This is a genomic window from Neobacillus sp. NPDC097160, from assembly GCF_044762155.1.
GTDB lineage: Bacteria > Bacillota > Bacilli > Bacillales > Cytobacillaceae > Neobacillus.
This window is the reverse complement of the sequence record NZ_JBIWDU010000008.1, coordinates 15,459-34,965: the sequence shown is the minus strand read 5'-3', so window position 1 is coordinate 34,965 and position 19,507 is coordinate 15,459. Positions and strand designations below refer to the sequence as shown.

24 protein-coding genes and 1 pseudogene are annotated in these 19,507 nt (G+C 38.7%); 18 read left to right on the top strand and 7 right to left on the bottom strand.

Features of this window, described 5'->3' with window-relative positions:
- Positions 1-189: 189 nt before the first annotated feature.
- The 4 genes from ACIQXV_RS12785 (at position 190) to ACIQXV_RS12770 (ending at position 1,381) form a co-directional block, all read left to right on the top strand.
- Positions 190-450 (top strand): YrhC family protein, encoded by a 261-nt coding sequence (locus tag ACIQXV_RS12785; protein ID WP_402959343.1) that lies wholly within the window; start codon positions 190-192, stop codon positions 448-450.
- Between the two features lie 450 nt (positions 451-900).
- Complete coding sequence (locus tag ACIQXV_RS12780; RefSeq protein WP_402959341.1) at positions 901-1,041, top strand: YrzI family small protein; 141 nt, start codon at positions 901-903, stop codon at positions 1,039-1,041.
- A 29-nt stretch (positions 1,042-1,070) separates the two neighbouring features.
- A complete protein-coding gene (locus ACIQXV_RS12775) occupies positions 1,071-1,211 on the top strand; it encodes a YrzI family small protein (protein WP_402959339.1) in 141 nt (46 codons plus the stop codon).
- A gap of 29 nt (positions 1,212-1,240) precedes the next feature.
- Positions 1,241-1,381 carry a YrzI family small protein gene (locus ACIQXV_RS12770; RefSeq protein ID WP_402959337.1) on the top strand — a complete coding sequence of 47 codons (141 nt, stop codon included), beginning with the start codon at positions 1,241-1,243 and terminating at the stop codon, positions 1,379-1,381.
- A gap of 446 nt (positions 1,382-1,827) precedes the next feature.
- On the opposite strand, the gene ACIQXV_RS12765 is transcribed toward ACIQXV_RS12770, so the two are convergent.
- On the bottom strand, positions 1,828-3,627 hold the full coding sequence (locus tag ACIQXV_RS12765; RefSeq protein ID WP_402959335.1) for a M3 family oligoendopeptidase: 1,800 nt from the start codon (positions 3,625-3,627) through the stop codon (positions 1,828-1,830).
- Positions 3,628-3,830: 203 nt separating this feature from the next.
- Here ACIQXV_RS12765 and ACIQXV_RS12760 point away from each other — a divergent pair, with 203 nt between their 5' ends.
- The gene (locus tag ACIQXV_RS12760) at positions 3,831-4,802 is read left to right on the top strand and encodes a F510_1955 family glycosylhydrolase (RefSeq protein WP_402959333.1); all 972 of its coding nucleotides are present in this window, start codon (positions 3,831-3,833) and stop codon (positions 4,800-4,802) included.
- A gap of 34 nt (positions 4,803-4,836) precedes the next feature.
- Here the strand turns inward: ACIQXV_RS12760 and sigK are convergent, their stop codons facing one another.
- Both sigK and pssA read right to left on the bottom strand, forming a co-directional pair.
- Positions 4,837-5,553: an RNA polymerase sporulation sigma factor SigK gene (sigK, locus tag ACIQXV_RS12755; RefSeq protein ID WP_402959331.1), complete on the bottom strand. Its 717-nt coding sequence runs from the start codon at positions 5,551-5,553 to the stop codon at positions 4,837-4,839.
- Positions 5,554-5,702: 149 nt separating this feature from the next.
- Positions 5,703-6,242 (bottom strand): CDP-diacylglycerol--serine O-phosphatidyltransferase, encoded by a 540-nt coding sequence (pssA, locus tag ACIQXV_RS12750; RefSeq protein ID WP_402959329.1) that lies wholly within the window; start codon positions 6,240-6,242, stop codon positions 5,703-5,705.
- A gap of 120 nt (positions 6,243-6,362) precedes the next feature.
- Here pssA and ACIQXV_RS12745 point away from each other — a divergent pair, with 120 nt between their 5' ends.
- The gene (locus tag ACIQXV_RS12745) at positions 6,363-7,145 is read left to right on the top strand and encodes a phosphatidylserine decarboxylase (protein WP_402959327.1); all 783 of its coding nucleotides are present in this window, start codon (positions 6,363-6,365) and stop codon (positions 7,143-7,145) included.
- 58 nt (positions 7,146-7,203) lie between these two features.
- Here ACIQXV_RS12745 and ACIQXV_RS12740 read toward each other — a convergent pair whose 3' ends face one another.
- Complete coding sequence (locus ACIQXV_RS12740; protein ID WP_402959325.1) at positions 7,204-7,344, bottom strand: sporulation histidine kinase inhibitor Sda; 141 nt, start codon at positions 7,342-7,344, stop codon at positions 7,204-7,206.
- A gap of 504 nt (positions 7,345-7,848) precedes the next feature.
- Here ACIQXV_RS12740 and ACIQXV_RS12735 point away from each other — a divergent pair.
- The 8 genes from ACIQXV_RS12735 to ACIQXV_RS12700 are packed head-to-tail and all read left to right on the top strand — an operon-like array spanning position 7,849 to position 12,890.
- Positions 7,849-8,364, top strand: coding sequence for a YqeG family HAD IIIA-type phosphatase (locus ACIQXV_RS12735; RefSeq protein ID WP_402959323.1), 516 nt, complete (start codon positions 7,849-7,851; stop codon positions 8,362-8,364).
- A gap of 3 nt (positions 8,365-8,367) precedes the next feature.
- Positions 8,368-9,474: a ribosome biogenesis GTPase YqeH gene (gene yqeH, locus ACIQXV_RS12730; protein ID WP_402959321.1), complete on the top strand. Its 1,107-nt coding sequence runs from the start codon at positions 8,368-8,370 to the stop codon at positions 9,472-9,474.
- 33 nt (positions 9,475-9,507) lie between these two features.
- Entirely contained in the window at positions 9,508-10,341 is an 834-nt protein-coding gene (aroE, locus tag ACIQXV_RS12725) for a shikimate dehydrogenase (RefSeq protein WP_402959319.1), read from the top strand.
- Positions 10,341-10,631: a ribosome assembly RNA-binding protein YhbY gene (gene yhbY / locus ACIQXV_RS12720; RefSeq protein ID WP_402959317.1), complete on the top strand. Its 291-nt coding sequence runs from the start codon at positions 10,341-10,343 to the stop codon at positions 10,629-10,631. The genes aroE and yhbY overlap by 1 nt, the downstream gene beginning before the upstream one ends.
- A 27-nt stretch (positions 10,632-10,658) precedes the next feature.
- Entirely contained in the window at positions 10,659-11,228 is a 570-nt protein-coding gene (locus tag ACIQXV_RS12715) for a nicotinate-nucleotide adenylyltransferase (protein WP_402959315.1), read from the top strand.
- Entirely contained in the window at positions 11,218-11,784 is a 567-nt protein-coding gene (gene yqeK / locus ACIQXV_RS12710; protein WP_402959313.1) for a bis(5'-nucleosyl)-tetraphosphatase (symmetrical) YqeK, read from the top strand. The genes ACIQXV_RS12715 and yqeK overlap by 11 nt, the downstream gene beginning before the upstream one ends.
- 3 nt (positions 11,785-11,787) lie before the next feature.
- Complete coding sequence (gene rsfS / locus ACIQXV_RS12705; protein WP_402959311.1) at positions 11,788-12,144, top strand: ribosome silencing factor; 357 nt, start codon at positions 11,788-11,790, stop codon at positions 12,142-12,144.
- The gene (locus tag ACIQXV_RS12700; protein ID WP_402959309.1) at positions 12,141-12,890 is read left to right on the top strand and encodes a class I SAM-dependent DNA methyltransferase; all 750 of its coding nucleotides are present in this window, start codon (positions 12,141-12,143) and stop codon (positions 12,888-12,890) included. Before rsfS ends, ACIQXV_RS12700 begins: the two co-directional genes overlap by 4 nt.
- A gap of 74 nt (positions 12,891-12,964) precedes the next feature.
- On the opposite strand, the gene comER is transcribed toward ACIQXV_RS12700, so the two are convergent.
- Complete coding sequence (gene comER, locus ACIQXV_RS12695; protein WP_402959307.1) at positions 12,965-13,789, bottom strand: late competence protein ComER; 825 nt, start codon at positions 13,787-13,789, stop codon at positions 12,965-12,967.
- Between the two features lie 87 nt (positions 13,790-13,876).
- Between comER and ACIQXV_RS12690 the strand changes: the two genes are divergently transcribed.
- From ACIQXV_RS12690 to ACIQXV_RS12680, 3 genes and pseudogenes are all read left to right on the top strand, one after another.
- Positions 13,877-14,527: a helix-hairpin-helix domain-containing protein gene (locus tag ACIQXV_RS12690; protein WP_402959305.1), complete on the top strand. Its 651-nt coding sequence runs from the start codon at positions 13,877-13,879 to the stop codon at positions 14,525-14,527.
- 74 nt (positions 14,528-14,601) lie between these two features.
- Positions 14,602-15,048: pseudogene (locus ACIQXV_RS12685) on the top strand (ComE operon protein 2); the annotation flags it as partial.
- A 109-nt stretch (positions 15,049-15,157) separates the two neighbouring features.
- Positions 15,158-17,485 carry a DNA internalization-related competence protein ComEC/Rec2 gene (locus tag ACIQXV_RS12680; RefSeq protein ID WP_402959303.1) on the top strand — a complete coding sequence of 776 codons (2,328 nt, stop codon included), beginning with the start codon at positions 15,158-15,160 and terminating at the stop codon, positions 17,483-17,485.
- A 72-nt stretch (positions 17,486-17,557) separates the two neighbouring features.
- Here ACIQXV_RS12680 and ACIQXV_RS12675 read toward each other — a convergent pair whose 3' ends face one another.
- The gene (locus ACIQXV_RS12675) at positions 17,558-17,692 is read right to left on the bottom strand and encodes a YqzM family protein (protein WP_402959301.1); all 135 of its coding nucleotides are present in this window, start codon (positions 17,690-17,692) and stop codon (positions 17,558-17,560) included.
- A gap of 307 nt (positions 17,693-17,999) precedes the next feature.
- Between ACIQXV_RS12675 and holA the strand changes: the two genes are divergently transcribed.
- The gene (holA, locus tag ACIQXV_RS12670; RefSeq protein ID WP_402959299.1) at positions 18,000-19,016 is read left to right on the top strand and encodes a DNA polymerase III subunit delta; all 1,017 of its coding nucleotides are present in this window, start codon (positions 18,000-18,002) and stop codon (positions 19,014-19,016) included.
- Between the two features lie 166 nt (positions 19,017-19,182).
- Here holA and rpsT read toward each other — a convergent pair whose 3' ends face one another.
- Complete coding sequence (gene rpsT / locus ACIQXV_RS12665) at positions 19,183-19,443, bottom strand: 30S ribosomal protein S20 (protein ID WP_402959297.1); 261 nt, start codon at positions 19,441-19,443, stop codon at positions 19,183-19,185.
- Between the last annotated feature and the right edge of the window lie 64 nt (positions 19,444-19,507).

Below are 19,507 nucleotides of genomic sequence, written 5' to 3'. Positions count from 1 at the left end.
TTGGTCAAACCTCTTTCCATGTGGTTTCGCAAACAAATTGCCTGATTTCGCAAACAAATTGCTTACTTTCGCAAATAAACCGCTTAGAACCGCAAATAAAATAGGTTTTTCTAAAATTTACATCCTCTTTTTCCAGATATTCTGTGGTAAAGTAGGTTAGTAGATTTTAAGAAAAGCAGGTGGTAAGTAGTGAAACATGAAATGAAGCATCTTTACGAAAAGGTGATGGATTTTAAACGGTTTGGGACTGTCTTATTGGCTTGCAGTATATTTTTCTATCTTGGTGTCATCATTCCTTCAGATTCGAAAAGCGAGATGGATGTAAATATTATGATTCTTTCCTCCATGTCCTTCCTTGCTGTATCCATTTTAATGTTTATTCAATCAAAGCAATGTCAAATAAAGCTGTCAGATATGGAAGACAGTGAAGATTATTTTACGAAAAAATAGGCGGATCCCTTCAAAAAGGGACGCTTATTTTTTTTGCCGGCTGCAGGGCTTTTTAATTATTTTTAAAAAAATTTATTCAAAAAGGTTTACAAAGTATGGATGCGTGGATATAATTACCGTAGTAAGTAAAAAATTCCAAAGGAGGTCGAAGAAAATGATGTTATTGGCAATTTCTAGAGGCGCTGTCGCTGGCATGAAAACTGTATATTTGAATATCACGCATTCGACCAGACTGGAATGGATTGCTTAACGCATTGTTACAATACATATCCATGCCGCAGGGAGAATGATGCCTTGCGGTATTTTTGTGTCTAAAAAAGCTGGCCGCAGGGGAGTGACTTCTTGCGGCCTTTTTGTGCCCTTTTTTCGCACCATTTGGATATGTTTTGGATAAAGTGAAGATGTTGCGGTACTTAAAAAACGAAAAGATCTTTTAAGGAGGTGGTATGTATGACCCTAAATATTTTATTTTTCTCGATTACGATTAAAAAAAGAAATATGAGCCCCGAACAAGCGGCCAACCAGGAAATGGTCGAAAAGCTTTATGAACAAAACAGAGACCGCCAAATTTCCATGCACCATTTTATGTAAAACAAATATAAAGAAAAGGATGAATTAACATGACCTTAAATATTTTATTTTTCAGTATTACGTTTAAAAAGCGAGAAGTGAGTCTTGAAGAAGCGGTTCAACAGGAGATGGTTGAAAAACTATATGACCAAACGAAAGATTGCCAAATTTCCATGCATCGCTTCATGTAATGATCCCTTAACAAAGGAAGTGAATCGACATGACGCTTAATATTTTCTTTTTAACGATTACTATTCATAAGCGGAAAATGAGCCTTAAAGAAGCTGTCCATCAAGAAATGGTTGAAAAGCTTTATGAAAAAAACAAGGATCGTCAAGCATCCATGTACCGGATGATGTAGCAAGTAAAAAAATTCAATGATAAGAAAGGTGGTTTTTAATATGTTGTTTTTTCTAATGCAAGGACGAGGGGCTAGTTTATGGGATTTGAAGGATACCACCTAGCCATATTTCACAATAGGAGGTAGCAAACATGCCGCTGCATATATTATTTTTGTCACTTATATTTAAACCAAAGAAAAAAGAATCCAACTGAAATCATAGACCTAAACCTAAAAAATTTTGTTAACAAAATGTTCATTTTTCCCTACGATTGTTACTGTGAAAATATGATAAATTCAAATTAGAGAATAGCAGAACTTTCTAAGGGGTGGAGAATATGTTCATGGTTGTCATGGCATTGATTATTACTGGGGCGATTGGCTGCGTAATCTCAGCAGAAGTAAGTGTTGAATAAAAAATAATAAAGCATCGGCCTCATTGAAATGGCCGATGCTTTTCTTTTTCATTATTTATTTTCTGTAAGCTCCAGGAACTCATCAATATCATCAAGACAGATGTGAACAGCTTTTTCCCAGAAATCTTTTTGTGTTAAATCTACCTGTAAATGTTTCTGCGCAAGGTCTTCTACCGTCATGGAGGCAGTATCTCTTAATAGGGCAATATACTTTTCTTCATAGCCTTTCCCTTCCTCAAGCGCTTCAGCGTAAATGCCAAGAGAGAACAAGTAGCCAAAGGTATACGGGAAGTTATAGAATGGCACACCGGTAATGAAGAAATGCAGTTTCGATGCCCAGAATAATGGATGATATTCCTCTAAGGCATCACAGTAAGCTTCCTTCTGAGCCTTGAGCATCAATTCATTCAATTTATCTACAGATACAGTTCCTTGTTTTCTTTCCTCATAAAAACTAGTTTCAAATAAGAAACGGGCATGGATATTCATTAAAAGGGCGACAGTTCTTTGAATTTTATCATCGAGAAGAACGAGCTTTTCTTCTTCACCTTTTGCCTTTTTCACTGATGCATCTGCAACAATCATTTCTGCAAAGGTCGAGGCCGTTTCAGCTACGTTCATCGCATAATTACAGTTAAGAAATGGGACATTTCTCATTGCATAAGAATGATACGCGTGACCAAGCTCATGTGCCAGTGTGGAAACATTTGACGGTGTCCCTGAGTAAGTCATGAAGATACGGGATTGTTCACTCTCAGGTAAACCGGTACAGAAACCTCCAGGAGCTTTTCCAGGGCGGTCCTCAGCTTCAATCCATTGATCTTCAAATGCATTCTTCGCAAAAGCGGCCATTTTGTCACCAAACAGTGCAAAATTTTGTTCAATGAATTCTGCACCTTCTTGATATGAAACCTTTGTTTCTGTTTTACCGTATGGTGCATCTAAATCAAACCAGCTCAACTTTTCAAGTCCTAAGAGCGTTGCTTTACGCTCTAAATATTGAACAAGCTTCTGTTTATTTTCTGAAATGACTGCCCACATTGTATCCAGGGTTTTCTTTTCCATCCGGTTAATGCTGAGCGGTTCCTTCAAAACATTTTCCCAGCCTCTTTTTTTATACACATTTAACCGGAATCCGGAGAGATGGTTTAACGTTTTCGCTAGTAAATCCGCCTGCTCCCCCCAAGCCATTTCCCAATTTTTAAAGACACTTGAGCGGACTTCTCGGTCAGGGCTGGAGAATTTATTGAAGGCTTGACCGACCGAAAGTGCTTTCTCCTCACCCTGCTCGGTAAATGACACTTTGATTTTACTAACAATTAAGTCATACAACTGTCCCCAGCTGTGATAGCCGTCCACTTCAAGGGCGCTGATTAAGGCTTCCTCTTCTTTTGACAGCTTCTCCTTCGCCTTTTCACGGCTTTCTGTTAACACAAAGGCGAGCTCCTTTAAAGGTTCAACACTTACTAGCTGCTGCCATACCACATCATCAATCGATGTCAGCATGTTGTCTAATGAACCGAGAGCTGTCTGGAAGGTAGCGTTTAAGCTTGTTATTTTCGCGTCAAGCGAATATGCTTTTTTATCCTCGGTATTTTGCGCAAGTAAACAGCCAACAAAGGCTCCAGCCTGAAACAGTTTTTTTGCGGCGCCTTCTAAACCCGAGAGTAATTCTTGCAAGTATTTGGCGTCCTCAAGTGCATTGAGTGGTGTCCAGTTATTTACTTTCGCTTCGAAATTTTTGATTTGTTCTTCGGTTTGGATTAAGTGTTCTTGAAATTCAGTGGAATCGCTTCCACCTTTAAAAAAGACATCAAGATTCCAAACTTCTGAATATGTAGTCGCTGTCATTCTAAGTACCCCCTTTATATATGTACCTATTTATTATATGTCTACTTTTCGAAAAATTCTATACTTTACGCTTTTCGAAATAAAAATGGCTCATGCATTTTAATCATTTGACAACCCTCTTTGAACTGGGGTATAAGTGGATGGATAAGGATTCGTAAACAAATGCCTTATAGTTTAATATGAAGTTTTTCAGGAGGAAAAGAATGAAGGTTCAATTAAAAATGATTCTTGCCATACTAATAGGAATGGTACTTGCAACTGGCTGCACAAACAAGAGCGAGGAGCCAAAAAAGACCGAGCAAAAAAATAAAGCTGAAATAAAAACGAATTTTGATATAGTTGAGGCTAAATCGTTTAAGTTGAAAAATATCCGCGGGATCGGCTACCCTGGTAATGACAATGCCCTGTATATAGCCGCAAATGATGGCTTAAAAATGTATAAGGATGCAAAATGGTATGAAACAACTGTCAATCAACATGACTATATTGGCTTTCAAGCAGTAGAATCGGGTTTTATCGCGAGCGGGCATCCACAAAAAGGGACAAGCTTGGAGGATCCTCTAGGTTTAGTAAAAAGTGCTGATAAAGGGAAAACACTGCAAAAATTAGCCTTCTATGGTAAAACGAATTTTCATTTCACTGCTGCTAGCTTTTCGGGGAATGGCCTTTATGTGATTGGTGAACAACAAAATGACGAATTACGTTTAGGTGTAAACTATTCTACTGATAACGGTGCTACTTGGAAAAAAAGCGCCTTCAAGGATTTTAACGCTGATTCGCTTGGGATGATGGCTGTTCATCCGAAGAATGGGGAAACCATCGCAATGGCAACAAGGTCAGGCATTTATTATTCAAATGATAACGGAAATACGATGAAGCTGATTACAGACCCATTTATGGTAACTGCGCTTACATTTAACGGAAATTCCATTTTATTTTCTAGTGTGGAAAACGATAAAATATTATTAAAAACGATAAATCCACTTTCCGGTGAACAAACGAATAGTACCTTTCCATTTCTGGATTATGATAATCCGATTACCTATATGGCTGTGAATCCAAAAGATCAAAATCAAATCGCCTTTACCACCTATAAAAATGATTTATATGAATCTATTGATGGCGGGAAAAAATGGACAGATCTTCTTAGAGACGGTAAAAAAGAGCTGGATTAATCTTAATCCAGCTCTTTTTCATGAAGGGTAAATGTTAATTTTTCCTCTTCCTCTCTTTCTCAGCACGATAAAATTCATGAAACATTTTCATTAACGCACGCTTTTCAATTCTTGAGACATAGCTTCTAGAGATGCCTAGTTCCTTCGCAATTTCCCGTTGTGTTTTTTCCTTTTGCAAATCTAGACCAAATCGGCCAATGATGACTTCCTTTTCCCGCTCATCGAGGACTTCGATATATTTTTTGATTTTCTCAAGCTCCATATTCAGCTGTATCGTATCAATTACGTCTTCAGATTCAGATTTCAACACATCGATTAATGAAATTTCGTTTCCCTCTTTGTCCTGGCCAATCGGGTCATGCAGGGAAACATCCTTTTTCGTCTTCTTGAGTGCCCGTAAATGCATCAGAATTTCATTTTCAATACAGCGAGCGGCATAGGTAGCAAGCTTTGTTCCTTTCCCTTCAGAGTAGCTCTCGATCGCTTTAATTAAACCAATCGTTCCAATTGAGATTAAATCTTCCGAATCTTCACCGGTATTTTCGAATTTTTTTACGATATGCGCGACAAGCCTTAAATTGTGTTCAATTAACATATTCCTTGCTTGCGGGTCCCCTTCTGCCATTAACCGTAGATACTTTCTTTCATCTGCAGCAGATAGGGGCTGCGGAAAGGCATTGTTTTTTACATATGAAACAAGAAATAAAAATTCCTTCATTAAATAACCGAGAGCTGTTAAGATTCCGGACATCCACATTCACCCCCGTGCATTTTTAGGCCATGGCCTATTATTAATTCCTATGAAAAATACGGGAAATTGTGTCTGTCCTAAATTTTTTTTCTGAAAAATAAAAATGACCTCCTCTAGCAAGTCGCTGAAGCAGGTCAAATTTGTTTTTATTACACTTTTTTCAGTTTAAATGAACTAACCATTAGGAATGATAGAATGATGATAATGAATAAGAACGTTTGGGATGGCAGGTAGGGAATAGCCAAAAAGCTCAGGGTTGCCAAGCATCCTGCCGCAGTAATTGGGAGCCCAGTAAAATAACCATTGCTTTCTGTAATGTTGAAACGTGCTAATCTGAATGCACCGCAGCCGATGTAGAATACAGTGAAAAATGAACCCGGCCCGCCAAATTCATTTAATATTCCTTGGTATAGTAATAGTGCAGGTGCCACTCCAAATGATATAATATCACTCATGGAATCTAATTGTTTTCCAAGCTCTGATTCAATATTAAATTTTCGGGCAATCATACCGTCAAACCGATCTGCTAAGGCTGCGATAAAAATGAGCAGCAGACTTAACCTTAAATTTCCATGCAGGCCGAACACAATCGCAAATCCACCTAATGAGAGATTCGTTAAGGTGATGACATTTGCTGTTTGGGATTTCAGCTTTTTTATTGTCTGATCCAAAAAATCCAATAAAAACATTCTCCACACCACTCCTAGCCAGAAGGGAATCAATTTCTATAGTCTATTCTATATTATTTAATTCTAAGCGTTTTATGTCTTTTCGTAAAGAGTATTTTTACACTATTTGGGGGTCGTTCCATGATTCAGGGGTTTTATCGTCTTATGATTGAGTTAACGAATGGGAGGTGGACATCAGGCATTTTAAGGCGGTTTGCTCGTTCTCGTGCCAGCCGATTTGTCGTCCCATCTTTCGCCAAAATTTATCATTTGAATCAGGAAGAAATGGAGAAGGGCTTGTCTGAATATCCCACCCTTCACGATTTATTTGTGAGGACACTGAAAAAAGAGGCAAGGAGAATTGATAAAAGTCACGATGTGGTTGTCAGTCCTGTTGACGCTGTTATTGAAGACGTTGGGCCGATAAAAGAGTCAAGTGACATCATCGTAAAAGGAAAGACCTATTCAATCCAAGAGATGTTGGGAGAGCGTGAGCTTTTAGCAAAATATTTAAATGGTACATACATGATCTTGTATTTAAGCCCAAGTCATTACCACCGCATTCATAGCCCCGTTGATGGAATTGTGACGAAGCAATGGACACTTGGAGGGAAATCATATCCGGTAAATAAATTAGGATTAAAGTATGGTGTTCGAACACTTGCTAAAAATTACAGGGTGATCACGGAAGTTAAAACGGAATTTGGGCATGTAGCGGTTGTGAAGGTTGGGGCCATGTTTGTGAATTCAATCGAAACCACACATAAAGGATCCGAGTTAGTGAAGGGTGGCGAGCTAGCCTATTTTAGTTTTGGGTCTACCGTAGTGCTGTTATTTGAAAGGAACACTTTTCAAATCGATTCTACCCTGAATACTCCAAAAGACATTAAAGTTGGGGAGAGATTAGGGATTTTAAGAAAGTAAGCTAAATCGGCGTTATTTTTGTAAAAAGAAAAGCCCTTCAAAGGGCGGAATACAAATTTTACGAAGATTTTTTAATTTTATTGTATAAGGAACGTCGGTGTATTTCGGACTCAATGAGACCAATAAATTCTGGGCTTAGATTTAATTCTCTTGCTTTATAATATGACTCGATTAATAATTCATCTGACAGTTTTCGCACGTCAGAATCCACCTCCGGAAAAAATTAATGTTCTATTTGCTGTAAAGTAAACATAAAATGGTATGTTCAATAGGTGTACCCTAAATCTACCAAATTTATTCTGATAGAACAATCGTTCTATTTATCCACAGGTAATAGTGGATAACTTGTGGTTAATTTGTTTATAAAACAGCGAAATGTAAATGATTCAATGGGTATAATGTTAATAAGGTTATCCACAGGCTTTGGAAAAGCGGATATTTGTCGAAAAATATTTTTTTATTTTCCTGAAACAGTCATATTTATTTAGTGAATTCATTTTATATGAAAAGGATTTGTGATTGAATATCATGTATTGTTAAGATTTGAAGAACAATAAGAACATGACATAACCTTTGAAACAAAGGTTAAAATTGGTTATGATGAGAAAAGCGAAAGCGCCCTGGACAGCGGCGTGCGCTGGAGCTGGACAATTCTCAAAGTCGAAGTTTATTTTTATTTAGAATTTAATGAGGTGTAAGCTTAGTGTTAAAACAATTTTTGCCGAATGAACATGTGAAAAGCATATTGAATATATCTCCTGCAGAGTTAAAATCACGAGGGATTAAAGGGATTATTACGGACCTAGATAATACGTTAGTGGAATGGGACCGTCCTACTGCCACTCCGCAATTGATTAAATGGTTTGATGAAATAAAAAAACACAATATCCTTGTCACAATTGTTTCTAATAATAATGAAGAAAGAGTAAAGGCATTTTCCGATCCGCTGCAGATTCCGTTTATTTTTCGGGCACGGAAACCAATGGTTCCGGCATTTTATCGAGCGATTTCGCAAATGGGAATTAAAAAAGAAGAAACTGTTGTAATTGGCGATCAATTATTAACGGATGTGCTTGGCGGGAACCGAAGTGGATTTCATACCATCCTTGTGGTTCCTGTTGCTCAAACGGACGGTTTTTGGACGAAATTTAATCGTTTTGCGGAACGTAGAATTTTAAATTGGTTCCGCAAAAAAGGAATGTTACAGTGGGAGGATTAATTAGTGAGTGAACAACAATATATTTGCATGGGCTGCGGCGTAAAAGTCCAAACAGAAAACCCGGAAACAATAGGTTATACACCAGCATCGGCATTAGCAAAGGAAATGATTATTTGCCAACGATGCTTTCGTCTTAAGCATTACAATGAGGTTCAAGATGTTAATTTAACGGACGATGACTTTTTAAAAATATTAAATGAAATGGGTAAGACAGATGCCCTGATTGTTATGATTGTCGACATTTTTGACTTTAACGGCAGCTGGCTTCCCGGCTTGCACCGGTTTGTTGGACATAACAAGGTTTTACTTGTTGGAAACAAGGTTGATTTGCTGCCAAAATCCGTGAAGCATAACAAATTGATTAACTGGATGAAGCACGAGGCAAAGGAACTTGGTTTAAGACCTGAAGAGGTGTTCCTTGTCAGTGCCGCTAAAGGGGTAAATGTGAAAGAAACAGCAGCGGCTATTGACGAATTGCGGAATGGGAAAGACGTTTATGTTGTCGGCTGTACCAATGTAGGTAAGTCTACTTTTATTAATAGAATTATTAAGGAAGTGACAGGGGAAGCAGATGTTATTACCACCTCTCATTTTCCGGGGACGACGCTTGATATTATCAAAATCCCGCTTGATGATGAGAAATCCTTGATTGATTCACCAGGGATTATTAACCATCATCAAATGGCTCATTTTGTTGATAAAAAGGATCTAAAAATTATTACACCGAAAAAGGAAATCAAACCAATGGTATTTCAATTAAATGAGGGACAAACATTGTTCTTTGGTGGATTAGCACGGTTTGATTATATAAGCGGCGGGAGAAGATCGTTTGTTTGTTATGTTTCTAATGAATTGAATATCCACCGGACAAAAACAGAAAATGCGTCTGAGCTCTATGAAAAACATGTTGGGGAAATGCTGACACCACCGGGTCCAGAGCAATTAACAACGTTTCCGGAATTAGTAAAACAGGAATTTATGATAAAAGAAGCAAAAACGGATATTGTTTTTTCAGGACTTGGCTGGATTACGGTCAACGAGCCAGGGGCAAAAGTGGCTGCCTATGTTCCCAAGGGTGTACAAACGTTAATCCGAAAATCTTTAATATAATATAGAGGTCGTAATATAGGTGGGGAGATGCAAGTGAAGAAGTTGTATGCTGTTTTGGGGGATCCGATTGGACATTCCATGTCACCTGTTATGATAAATGATTTATTTTCATTTTATCAGTTGGATGCCCATTATCTCCCATTTCAAGTAAAGGCAGAAAATTTGGGGGATGCAGTTAAGGGCTTAAAGGCAATTGGTGTCGGCGGGTTTAATGTAACGATCCCACATAAAAGTACGATCATTCCCTTTCTCGATGGGATAGATGAATTAGCCGCAAGCATAGGTGCAGTCAATACGGTGGTCAATGAAGGCGGCGGGCTGATTGGCTATAACACGGATGGACCCGGATTTTTAAGTGGATTAAATGCCTTTGTACAAAGCGTATCAGGAAAAAGGATATTGGTGATTGGTGCAGGGGGAGCAGCTCGAGCGATTTATTTTACCGTGGCCAAGGCTAATCCGTATGTAGTTGACATTGCGAACCGGACTGTAGAGACAGCCGCGAAACTCATTGAGGATTGTCCTTATGACAGTCCATCAAGGGCATTGTCATTAAATGAAGCGAGCAAAAATATTGGGGACTATGATTTAATTATTCAAACGACGATGATCGGTATGTCTCCGAAGATTGCTGAGCAGCCTTTTATTTTAGATAAGTTACGTAAACAGTCAATCGTTTGTGATATAATTTATAATCCATTGGAAACACAATTTTTACATGATGCCGCCTCTAAAGGGGCAAGTATTCAAAACGGAATCGATATGTTTGTCTATCAGGGGGCACTTGCATTTGAAAAATGGACAGGTATTTTTCCCGATATAGAAAGAATGAGAAACAATGTTTTAAAACAACTAGGAGGAAACTAATGTTAACAGGTAAACAAAAGAGATTTTTACGCGCAAAGGCACACCATTTGGATCCGATTTTTCAAGTAGGTAAGGGCGGCGTAAATGAAAATATGATTAAACAAATTGCAGATGCGCTAGAAGCGAGAGAGTTATTTAAAGTTAGTGTTTTGCAAAATTGTGAAGTAGATAAAACAGAAGTTGCCGAGCAATTGGCAAAAGGAACCGGTGCAGATATTGTACAAATCATTGGCAGTACAATTGTTCTTTATAAAGAGTCTGTTGAAAAGAAAACAATAAAGCTTCCATAATCAATTGAAGCAAAGGATGGCAAACGCATGAAGAAAGTGGGAATATTGGGCGGAACATTTGACCCGCCGCATTATGGACATCTTTTGATTGCCAATGAAGTCCATTCTGCACTTCAGCTTGATGAAATTTGGTTTATGCCTAACCATGAGCCGCCACACAAGAAAAAACCGGAATCGGTCAAAGATGAAGATCGACTAAAAATGCTTACGCTGGCCATTGCGGGGAATCCCGTTTTTGCGATTCAACCAATTGAGCTAGAACGCGGAGGGCCTTCCTATACAGTCGATACCATGAGAATGCTCAATACCGAATACTCTGACCATCAATTTTTCTTTATTATCGGAGCAGATATGATTGAATATTTACCAAAATGGCATAAAGTTGATGAACTCGTCAACCTTGTCCAATTTGTTGGTGTTGATAGGCCGTCATATAATCGTCAAACAGATTACCCGGTACTGTATGTCGATGTTCCGGCGATGGATGTGTCTTCCAGTATGATTAGAGATAGAATGAAAAGCGGAAAGACGGTTCAATATTTATTGCCCGATCAAGTAATCGAATATATTGAGGAGAAACATCTATATGGAACGTGAAAAGGCGTTAGAACTCGTCAAGAAACAATTAACAGAGCACCGTTATCAGCATACGCTAGGAGTCATGGAAACGGCTATTACCTTAGCCACCCACTATGGGGCAAATGTTAAGAAGGCAGAACTGGCCGCCATTTTTCATGATTACGCGAAATTTCGCCCAAAGGATGAAATGAGATCAATTATTGTCACCGAGGGATTACCACAGGATTTGCTGGCATTTAATGCAGAATTATGGCATGCCCCTGTTGGCGCCTACTTGGTAGAAAATGAAGCCGGCATTACGGACCGTGAAGTCTTGGATGCTATTCGTTACCACACTTCGGGCAGGGCTGACATGACTTTACTTGAAAAAGTAATCTACTTGGCTGACTATATCGAACCTGGAAGACATTTCCCGGGAGTGGATGAAGTACGAGAAATGGCGAAAGTAAATTTAGATCGAGCTTTAATTAAAGCGGTACAAAATACCATTCTATTTTTAATGAAAAAGAATCAAACTGTATACCCTGAGACGTTTTTTACTTACAATGACCTTATAAACAAACTGGAGGATTGATGAATGGATAATCAAGAACTTTTAAAAATTGCTGTAAAGGCAGCGGACGATAAGCGGGCAGAAGACATTCTTGCCCTTAATATGAAAGGTATTTCCTTAATTGCCGATTACTTTATCATTTGCCACGGTAATTCAGATAAACAGGTACAGGCAATTGCAAGAGAAATGAAAGAAAAAGCCCAGGAAAAGGGCTATGATGTGAAACGGATTGAGGGTTTTGATGAAGCAAGATGGGTGTTAATTGACTTAGGTGATGTTGTTGCCCATGTCTTCCATCGTGAAGAAAGAAGCTACTACAATTTGGAACGGTTATGGGGCGATGCACCGCTTGAAGATATCCGCAGTGAGCTGAATTCATGAGTTATGAACAGTTTGCCTATTTGTATGATGAGCTGATGAAAGACGCTCCATATGACGAGTGGGTACAGTTTGTCAAAGAAATACTGGTGAAATATGACGTTAAAGAGGCCCCGCTTCTCTTGGATTTAGCCTGTGGCACCGGTGAACTCTCCGTCCGTTTTGCGAAAGAGGGATATCATGTAACCGGCGTCGATTTGTCAGAAGATATGCTGGCTGTAGCACAAGCAAAGGCTGAGGAGGAAGGCGTCAAGATTCCCTTTTTTCAGCAAAATATGGCTGATTTAGAAGGTCAAGGACAATTTGATGTGATCGGTATTTTTTGTGATTCCTTAAATTACCTGAAAACCGAAGAAGAAGTAGTCACTACATTTAAAAATGTTATAGAACATTTGGACAATGACGGGATTTTCATTTTTGATGTTCATTCTATCTATAAAATTACCGAGGTTTTCATCAACCAAACTTTTGCTTTAAATGAGGAAGAGGTATCCTATATATGGAATAGCTTTCCCGGTGAACATACTAATAGTGTCGAACACGAGTTGTGTTTTTTCGTTTTGGATGAACGGACAGGAAAATATGACCGGTTTGATGAGCTTCATTTCCAGCGGACCTATCCTGTACAGCAATATGTAAACTGGCTGGAGGCTGTCGGCTTTGAAGTGCTGGAGGTCTCCGCGGATTTTAAGCATTCCAAACCCCAAACACATTCAGAACGAATCTTTTTTACTGCTAAGAGAAAATAAAAAAAGCCATCTTTTTTAAAAAAAAAGATGGCTTTTTTTTTAAAAGTTGAAGGAATTTGTAAAAGAAACTCGAATTATTGATTAGAGAATTGCATCTCTACCTTATCCAATTCCTCTTTGAACTTTGCATGCGTCGCTTGAAATAGGTGTTCAAATACATCCCCAAGCTCATGATCAAGTACTTTTATCCCTTCACCAGTTATGCCGCCTTTAACACAAACTTTTTCTTGTAATGACGGCAGGGTATAATGCCCTTGCTTTAATAATTCACCAAGACCGACAATCATTTCACTTGCAAAGATTGTTGCTGTCTCATGATCAATTTCTGTCTCCTTTACTGCTGCTTGTATGAAACTTTGAAGAAGAGAGCTGAAGAACGCAGGTCCGCAGCTAACGATGTCAGAGGCAACCCTCGTGATTTTTTCATCGATACAAACTGGCACAGAAATCTTCGAAATTAATTTCTCTACAGCTATCCTCCAATGGTCACTGCAGTTTTCTCCATAGGTAATCAATGACACCCCAGCCATGGCACGATTGGTGATGCTTGGGATCACCCGGACGATTGAACAAGATACCTTTTTTTCAATTTGGCTTGTACTGACAGGACTCGTAATCGAAATGAGACATTTTTCAGGACCTAAATGTGGATTGATTTTATCCAACATTTTATATATATCTAATGGTTTCACACAAAGAAATAACAAATCGGATTGAGCCGCTACTTCTTCTGCATTTGCCCCAACCCTAATTCCCATATATTTATCTTTAAGCAGTATGGCTTTTGAGTTTGTTCTGTTTGTAATCATCATTGAAGAAGGGGATACGGCTTTTCCGTCAATCAAAGCCTCAACCAACATTGTCCCCATATTTCCGGTACCGATGATACCTATATTCATTTTTCCGACCCTCCTTCGCATGCAATATTCTTTTATAACCATATGAAAACTGAATGTGAAATATACCTTTAGAAAGGATGGATTCTTTTGAAAGACTGGCTGATTGAGCATAAACTTACCGTTATTGCTGTTGTTTTTATTGTTTTTGGCGGCTCTTATTATTTTTATGTCAATGATCATGACGAGCCTGCACCAATGAATTCTATTATTGGTGAAAATAAGCTTCAAGCTGAGGGAATTGAAACAGAAAGTAAAAAACAAACCAATCCAACTGCTGCACTGCCGGAAAAAATCATGGTCGATGTGAAGGGGCAGGTAAAACTGCCTGGTGTATATCAATCAAATTCAGGTGAACGGGTTATTGATGTAATAGGCCGGGCGGGTGGTTTAACGGATCAAGCAGACCAAACCCAAGTGAATTTTGCCGAACATGTGCAGGATGAGATGGTGATATACATCCCTGCGAAAGGGGAGGAAGGTGTCGCTGCACCAGGCCCATCCGTGGGAAGCATGACGGTATCCGGCGGGTCTGGACAGAAACAAGGGAAAATAAATATTAATAAAGCGGATGAACAGGAGTTACAAAACCTTCCTGGTATTGGGCCTGCAAAGGCAGCGGCAATTATTGAATATCGGAATACAAGCGGACCTTTTAAAGTGATTGAGGATTTAAAAAGCATAAGGGGTATTGGAGACAAGACGTTTGAAAAATTAAAAGATTTGATAGTCGTGAACTGAATCTTTCATTGACCGAAAAGGACAAACACCAGTAAACTTAAAAGAAAAAGTATGTTAAAAGGGAGTGGGATTAAATGGAACGTATTTCCTGGGATCAATATTTTATGGCACAAAGCCATTTGCTCGCACTAAGAAGCACCTGTACACGTTTGACAGTGGGGGCGACCATTGTTAGAGATAAGCGTATCATTGCCGGAGGTTACAACGGCTCGATTGCCGGTGGCGACCATTGTATTGATAAGGGATGTTATGTGATTGATCATCATTGTGTAAGGACGATCCACGCCGAAATGAATGCACTGCTGCAATGTGCAAAATTTGGCGTACCAACATCCGAGTCTGAAATCTATGTCACTCATTTTCCTTGTCTTCAATGCTGTAAAGCGATTATTCAGGCAGGCATAAAAACAGTCTATTACGCGGAGGATTATAAAAATCATCCATATGCAATCGAACTTTTTGAGCAGGCAAATGTAAAAGTTGAAAAGGTTGAATTGACGGAATCAGTTATTGATTTTCGCAAAATTAACCAATAAATATTCCTCCAAAGAACGCCGGTGTTTAATCCGGCGTTCGCCTCAAATTCGAATAGCCCCTAATAAACTAATACTACACAATGGAGAATAAATAATGAATGGAAAATATCTTTATTTTGCTGTTGCCGCATTATTGGGCGCACTATGTTCCTTTGTATCGCTTCTTCCTTTTCTATTAGTAACTTCTATTTATCTAACTGTTTTAACTAAATATAAACGCTTCCGGAAGCCCGAGCTTTTTGTTGTTTTAGTTATATTTGCTGTCTTTTTTCTTGCAGGTGAACGATCTGAAACAAACAATAAATCAGCCATCCCCGAGGCACACGCAAACTTTATTCTCGAATATAGCCAAGATCCCAAAATTGACGGTGACTTATTACAGGTGCAAGCAGTCGATAAACAATTCAAAGAAAAACTCCTCATCCGGTACAAGCTTAAATCATTAGAGGAAAAAACGGCACTGCATAATAAAAGTTTTTATTCTTGTTTATGCAAGGTGTCAGGCACCATGAAAAAACCATCTATTGCCAAAAACCCAAATAGCTTTGATTATCGCAGGTATCTGGCCACGAAGGAAATTTATTGGATTGTTGAAATTCAGGAAAACCCGCTTCAACACTGTTACACATTGAACCCCTCCCCACTAGTGGCTATTAAACAACTTCGTTTCACTGGTATTCGCTTCCTTGAAAAAAATTTCCCGCCTGAAATGGCCTCACTTTCAGCTGCCTTAATTTTTGGTGACAGAAATATGCTTGATCCCGAATTACTTGGAGATTATCAAAAGACAGGGATCGTCCATTTATTAGCCATTTCCGGTCTGCATGTTTCCTTGTTAATTGGAATGGTTTTTTATATCGGAATTCGCTGCGGGCTTACGAGGCAGTTTATGACAAATTTTCTGCTGATCATGCTTCCAGTTTATGTCATTCTAACAGGCGGTTCACCATCCGTTATCCGGGCAGCACTAATGATTTTCCTTGTCTTACTTACGGTTAAGTGGAAAAGCCGTATTAAGCTTTTACCGATTGATGCCATTAGCTTGGGGTTCATCCTTTTTTTATTATTCACGCCATTGGTCATTTTTGATATTGGCTTTCAGCTTTCTTTTTCAGTCAGCTTTGCGATTATTCTATCTGCACCGCATATCCTAAAAAAATATCAGGAAAATGGGACCCGGATGTTGGTTACATCCACGGCAGCACAGCTGGCAGCCTTGCCATTATTGCTGTATCATTTCTTCGAAGTATCAATGGTCGGTATTCTTGCTAATTTGTTATATATTCCGCTTTTTTCGTTTGTCTATCTCCCAGGATTATATATATTGTTTTTCATTCAGCTTCTGTTCGGTAAAACCCCTCAAATACTAATTGACCTATTATTAAAAATCATTAATCTTTCCAATCAGCTGATCGATTTCCTAGCTAATTTTTCTTTTGGCCGTTTTATTCCCGGAAAACCAAACATGATTATGCTGATCATCTACCTGCTTCTCATTGTTGCTCTATTTCTCATTTGGGAGGCTGGGGCTTACTCGAAAAAAAGACTTCACCTGGTTGGATTGGCTGTCATGCTGCTTACATTTCAATCTTGTTGGAATTGGTTGAATCCTTACGGTGATGTAACAATGATTGATGTTGGCCAAGGGGATAGTATATTGATCCACCTTCCACACGGAAAAGGTAACTATCTCATCGATACGGGAGGAACGATTGGATTTGGTGAAGAAAAGTGGAGTCAGCGCACAAAACCGTTTGAGGTGGGGCGGGATGTGGTTGTTCCATACTTAAAGGGAAAAGGGATCACCCGGATTGATAAGCTCATTCTTACACATGGGGATATGGATCATATTGGCGGGGCTATATCGATTTTAACTGAACTTGAGGTGAAACAAATTCTACTGCCTTCCGTTACAGAACCATCGGAAACAGAACGAACTATCATTCAAATGGCAAAGAAACAAGGAATTCCCGTCGTACATGTGTCTGCGGGGGATCACTGGAAAAGGAATGAAAGTGAATTTTTCGTCCTCTCCCCTGAAGAGAATTTTTCCGGTGAACGAAACAGCGGTTCGATTGCTTTTATTGCCCATATAGGGGGAGTTAATTGGTTTTTTGGCGGGGATCTTGATCAGGATGGGGAGGCGAAAATAATAAAAGAATTCCCCAATTTGAAGGTTGACGTTTTAAAGGCAGGTCATCATGGCAGCAAAACATCAAGTGCTGAGGATTTTATTCAACAAATAAAACCTCAAGTAGCATTAATTTCGGCGGGAGAAAAAAATCGTTTTGGTCATCCGCATCAAGAAGTTCTTAATCGGTTAAATGACACAAAGACCATCATTTATCGAACTGATTTACAGGGGGCAATAACCTATCGTTTTTCTCATGGAAATGGAACCTTTTCAACCTATTTGCCATAAGATAAGGTATTCTTAAGTAAAAAAAGAACTGCACTTATCGCAGCTCTTAGTTTACAAATATGTAGCCATTCATTATGAACCGATAAGCTTAACGACTGTTGCGATAATAAACATTAAAGCGAAAAAGCCAAAGGAAACTCCAAATCCAACTCCGGAATCGATCGCATCGTTACGTGTATATTGCGGATTTTTTTCAAATTCGTTCACAGTCCACCCCTCCTATTTCAACATATAGTATAAGCCATTTATTTAAAAAAATCCAGCCTTCCTCGAATTGCTTTCTATACTGACAAGAGTTGTCAAAATAGTATGATTCGGCTAAGGCTACACTATGATTACAAAAGGAACTCCGCCAGGCAATAAAAGCTCCTAGGGCAATCATTTGCAGGCGTTCATTATAGATCGAGAATTGGCACTTAGTGGAGATAGGTGCCAATTCTCATTAAATACTTGTCAAATTGTCCAAGCTTCATTACGATAAGATGTGAGGAAATGAAGGGGAGCGCTGGACAAAATGGTTGTAGATATTTGGCGGAAAATTAAACAAAAGGAAATTGCTCCTATTTATTTATTATATGGAACAGAGGCATTTTTAATAAATGAAACGAAACAATTACTTCTTAACCATATTTTAGACGAAGAAGATAAGGATTTTAATTTTTCTGCGTATGATTTAGAAGAAACACCGATTGATGTGGCATTAGAAGATGCTGAAACTTTTCCTTTTTTAGGGGAGAAAAAAGTTGTTTTTTTACATAATCCTGCTTTTTTAACTGCAGAAAGATCAAAAGAGAAGGTTGACCACAATTTAGCAAAATTTGAAGCCTATTTGAAAGAGCCGGCACCGTATACGGTGATGGTTATTTCAGCTCCGTATGAAAAATTAGACGAACGGAAAAAGATAACAAAAGAATTAAAAAGAAATGCAGAATTAGTTGAGGCTAAAAAATTAAATGAACACGAATTAAAGAATTGGATAAGAGAACGGGCAAAAAGCAGTGGGATTGAATTCGAAGCAAATGCGATTGACCAATTGTTGGCACTTGTGGGCACAAATTTGTTCATGATTGCCAGTGAAGTGGATAAATTGGCATTATATGCTGCTGAGCAAAGGCGTATTGATGTTCACTTAGTTGAAATGCTGGTAGCCAGGTCGCTTGAACAAAATATTTTTACTCTGATTGAAAAAGTGGTCCAGCGCAAACTCGATGTGGCGTTGCGAATTTATTATGATTTATTAAAGCAAAACGAGGAACCCATTAAAATTTTGGCATTGATTTCAGGACAATTCCGCTTAATTTATCAGGTAAAAGAGCTATCGAGAAGGGGATATGGACAACAGCAAATTGCAGGGTACTTAAAAACACACCCGTTTCGGGTCAAACTTGCCCTTGGGCAGGCCAATAAATTTACCGATGAAGAATTATCCAACCTAATGGGTCTCCTTGCTGATGCAGACTATCAAATGAAAACCGGCGGAATGAATAAATCATTATTAATTGAGATGTTTTTGTTCCGGTTGAAAAAATAAAAAAACGATTCCTATAACGGAATCGTTTTTTTTAACGCTTCTATTGTCTAGCTGCAGCCCCTAGGGGCTCGGGGTCATAAGCCAATCCGTCAAGAAGGTTAAAGAGCAACCTTCTCGCCGGCTCGTCTTATGCCTGTCGCCCCTGGGCAAGGCGCTTTAGCTTTTCTTATAGAGCGTTTGATTTCTTCATTAGACGTGATTTTTTACGAGCAGCCGCATTTTTGTGGATAAGACCTTTTGCAGCAGCCTTGTCTAATTTACTAGCAGCAGTAACTAATGCTTCTTTTGCAGCAGCAGCGTCATTAACTGTAACAGCAGCTTCTACTTTCTTAACAGCTGTACGCATTGCAGATTTAGCAGTTGTATTTTGAGCATTTTTCGCTTCAGTTGTTTTAACACGTTTAATAGCAGATTTAATGTTAGGCATTACTTTCACCTCCTACAAAGAATCGAGACTATATGAACTCGACTTTACATTCATCCATAATAAT

What these genes read in the sequence shown, in the direction of transcription:
- ACIQXV_RS12780 (WP_402959341.1), top strand. Translation starts at nt 901, where the DNA reads ATGACCCTAAATATTTTATTTTTCTCGATTACGATTAAAAAAAGAAAT.
- holA (WP_402959299.1), top strand. Translation starts at nt 18,000, where the DNA reads ATGGTTGTAGATATTTGGCGGAAAATTAAACAAAAGGAAATTGCTCCT.
- ACIQXV_RS12680 (WP_402959303.1), top strand. Translation starts at nt 15,158, where the DNA reads ATGAATGGAAAATATCTTTATTTTGCTGTTGCCGCATTATTGGGCGCA.
- rsfS (WP_402959311.1), top strand. Translation starts at nt 11,788, where the DNA reads ATGGATAATCAAGAACTTTTAAAAATTGCTGTAAAGGCAGCGGACGAT.
- comER (WP_402959307.1), bottom strand. Translation starts at nt 13,789, where the DNA reads ATGAATATAGGTATCATCGGTACCGGAAATATGGGGACAATGTTGGTT.
- ACIQXV_RS12745 (WP_402959327.1), top strand. Translation starts at nt 6,363, where the DNA reads ATGATTCAGGGGTTTTATCGTCTTATGATTGAGTTAACGAATGGGAGG.
- yhbY (WP_402959317.1), top strand. Translation starts at nt 10,341, where the DNA reads ATGTTAACAGGTAAACAAAAGAGATTTTTACGCGCAAAGGCACACCAT.
- yqeK (WP_402959313.1), top strand. Translation starts at nt 11,218, where the DNA reads ATGGAACGTGAAAAGGCGTTAGAACTCGTCAAGAAACAATTAACAGAG.
- ACIQXV_RS12765 (WP_402959335.1), bottom strand. Translation starts at nt 3,627, where the DNA reads ATGACAGCGACTACATATTCAGAAGTTTGGAATCTTGATGTCTTTTTT.
- sigK (WP_402959331.1), bottom strand. Translation starts at nt 5,553, where the DNA reads ATGTCCGGAATCTTAACAGCTCTCGGTTATTTAATGAAGGAATTTTTA.
- ACIQXV_RS12700 (WP_402959309.1), top strand. Translation starts at nt 12,141, where the DNA reads ATGAGTTATGAACAGTTTGCCTATTTGTATGATGAGCTGATGAAAGAC.
- pssA (WP_402959329.1), bottom strand. Translation starts at nt 6,242, where the DNA reads ATGTTTTTATTGGATTTTTTGGATCAGACAATAAAAAAGCTGAAATCC.
- rpsT (WP_402959297.1), bottom strand. Translation starts at nt 19,443, where the DNA reads ATGCCTAACATTAAATCTGCTATTAAACGTGTTAAAACAACTGAAGCG.
- ACIQXV_RS12760 (WP_402959333.1), top strand. Translation starts at nt 3,831, where the DNA reads ATGAAGGTTCAATTAAAAATGATTCTTGCCATACTAATAGGAATGGTA.
- ACIQXV_RS12770 (WP_402959337.1), top strand. Translation starts at nt 1,241, where the DNA reads ATGACGCTTAATATTTTCTTTTTAACGATTACTATTCATAAGCGGAAA.
- ACIQXV_RS12775 (WP_402959339.1), top strand. Translation starts at nt 1,071, where the DNA reads ATGACCTTAAATATTTTATTTTTCAGTATTACGTTTAAAAAGCGAGAA.
- ACIQXV_RS12715 (WP_402959315.1), top strand. Translation starts at nt 10,659, where the DNA reads ATGAAGAAAGTGGGAATATTGGGCGGAACATTTGACCCGCCGCATTAT.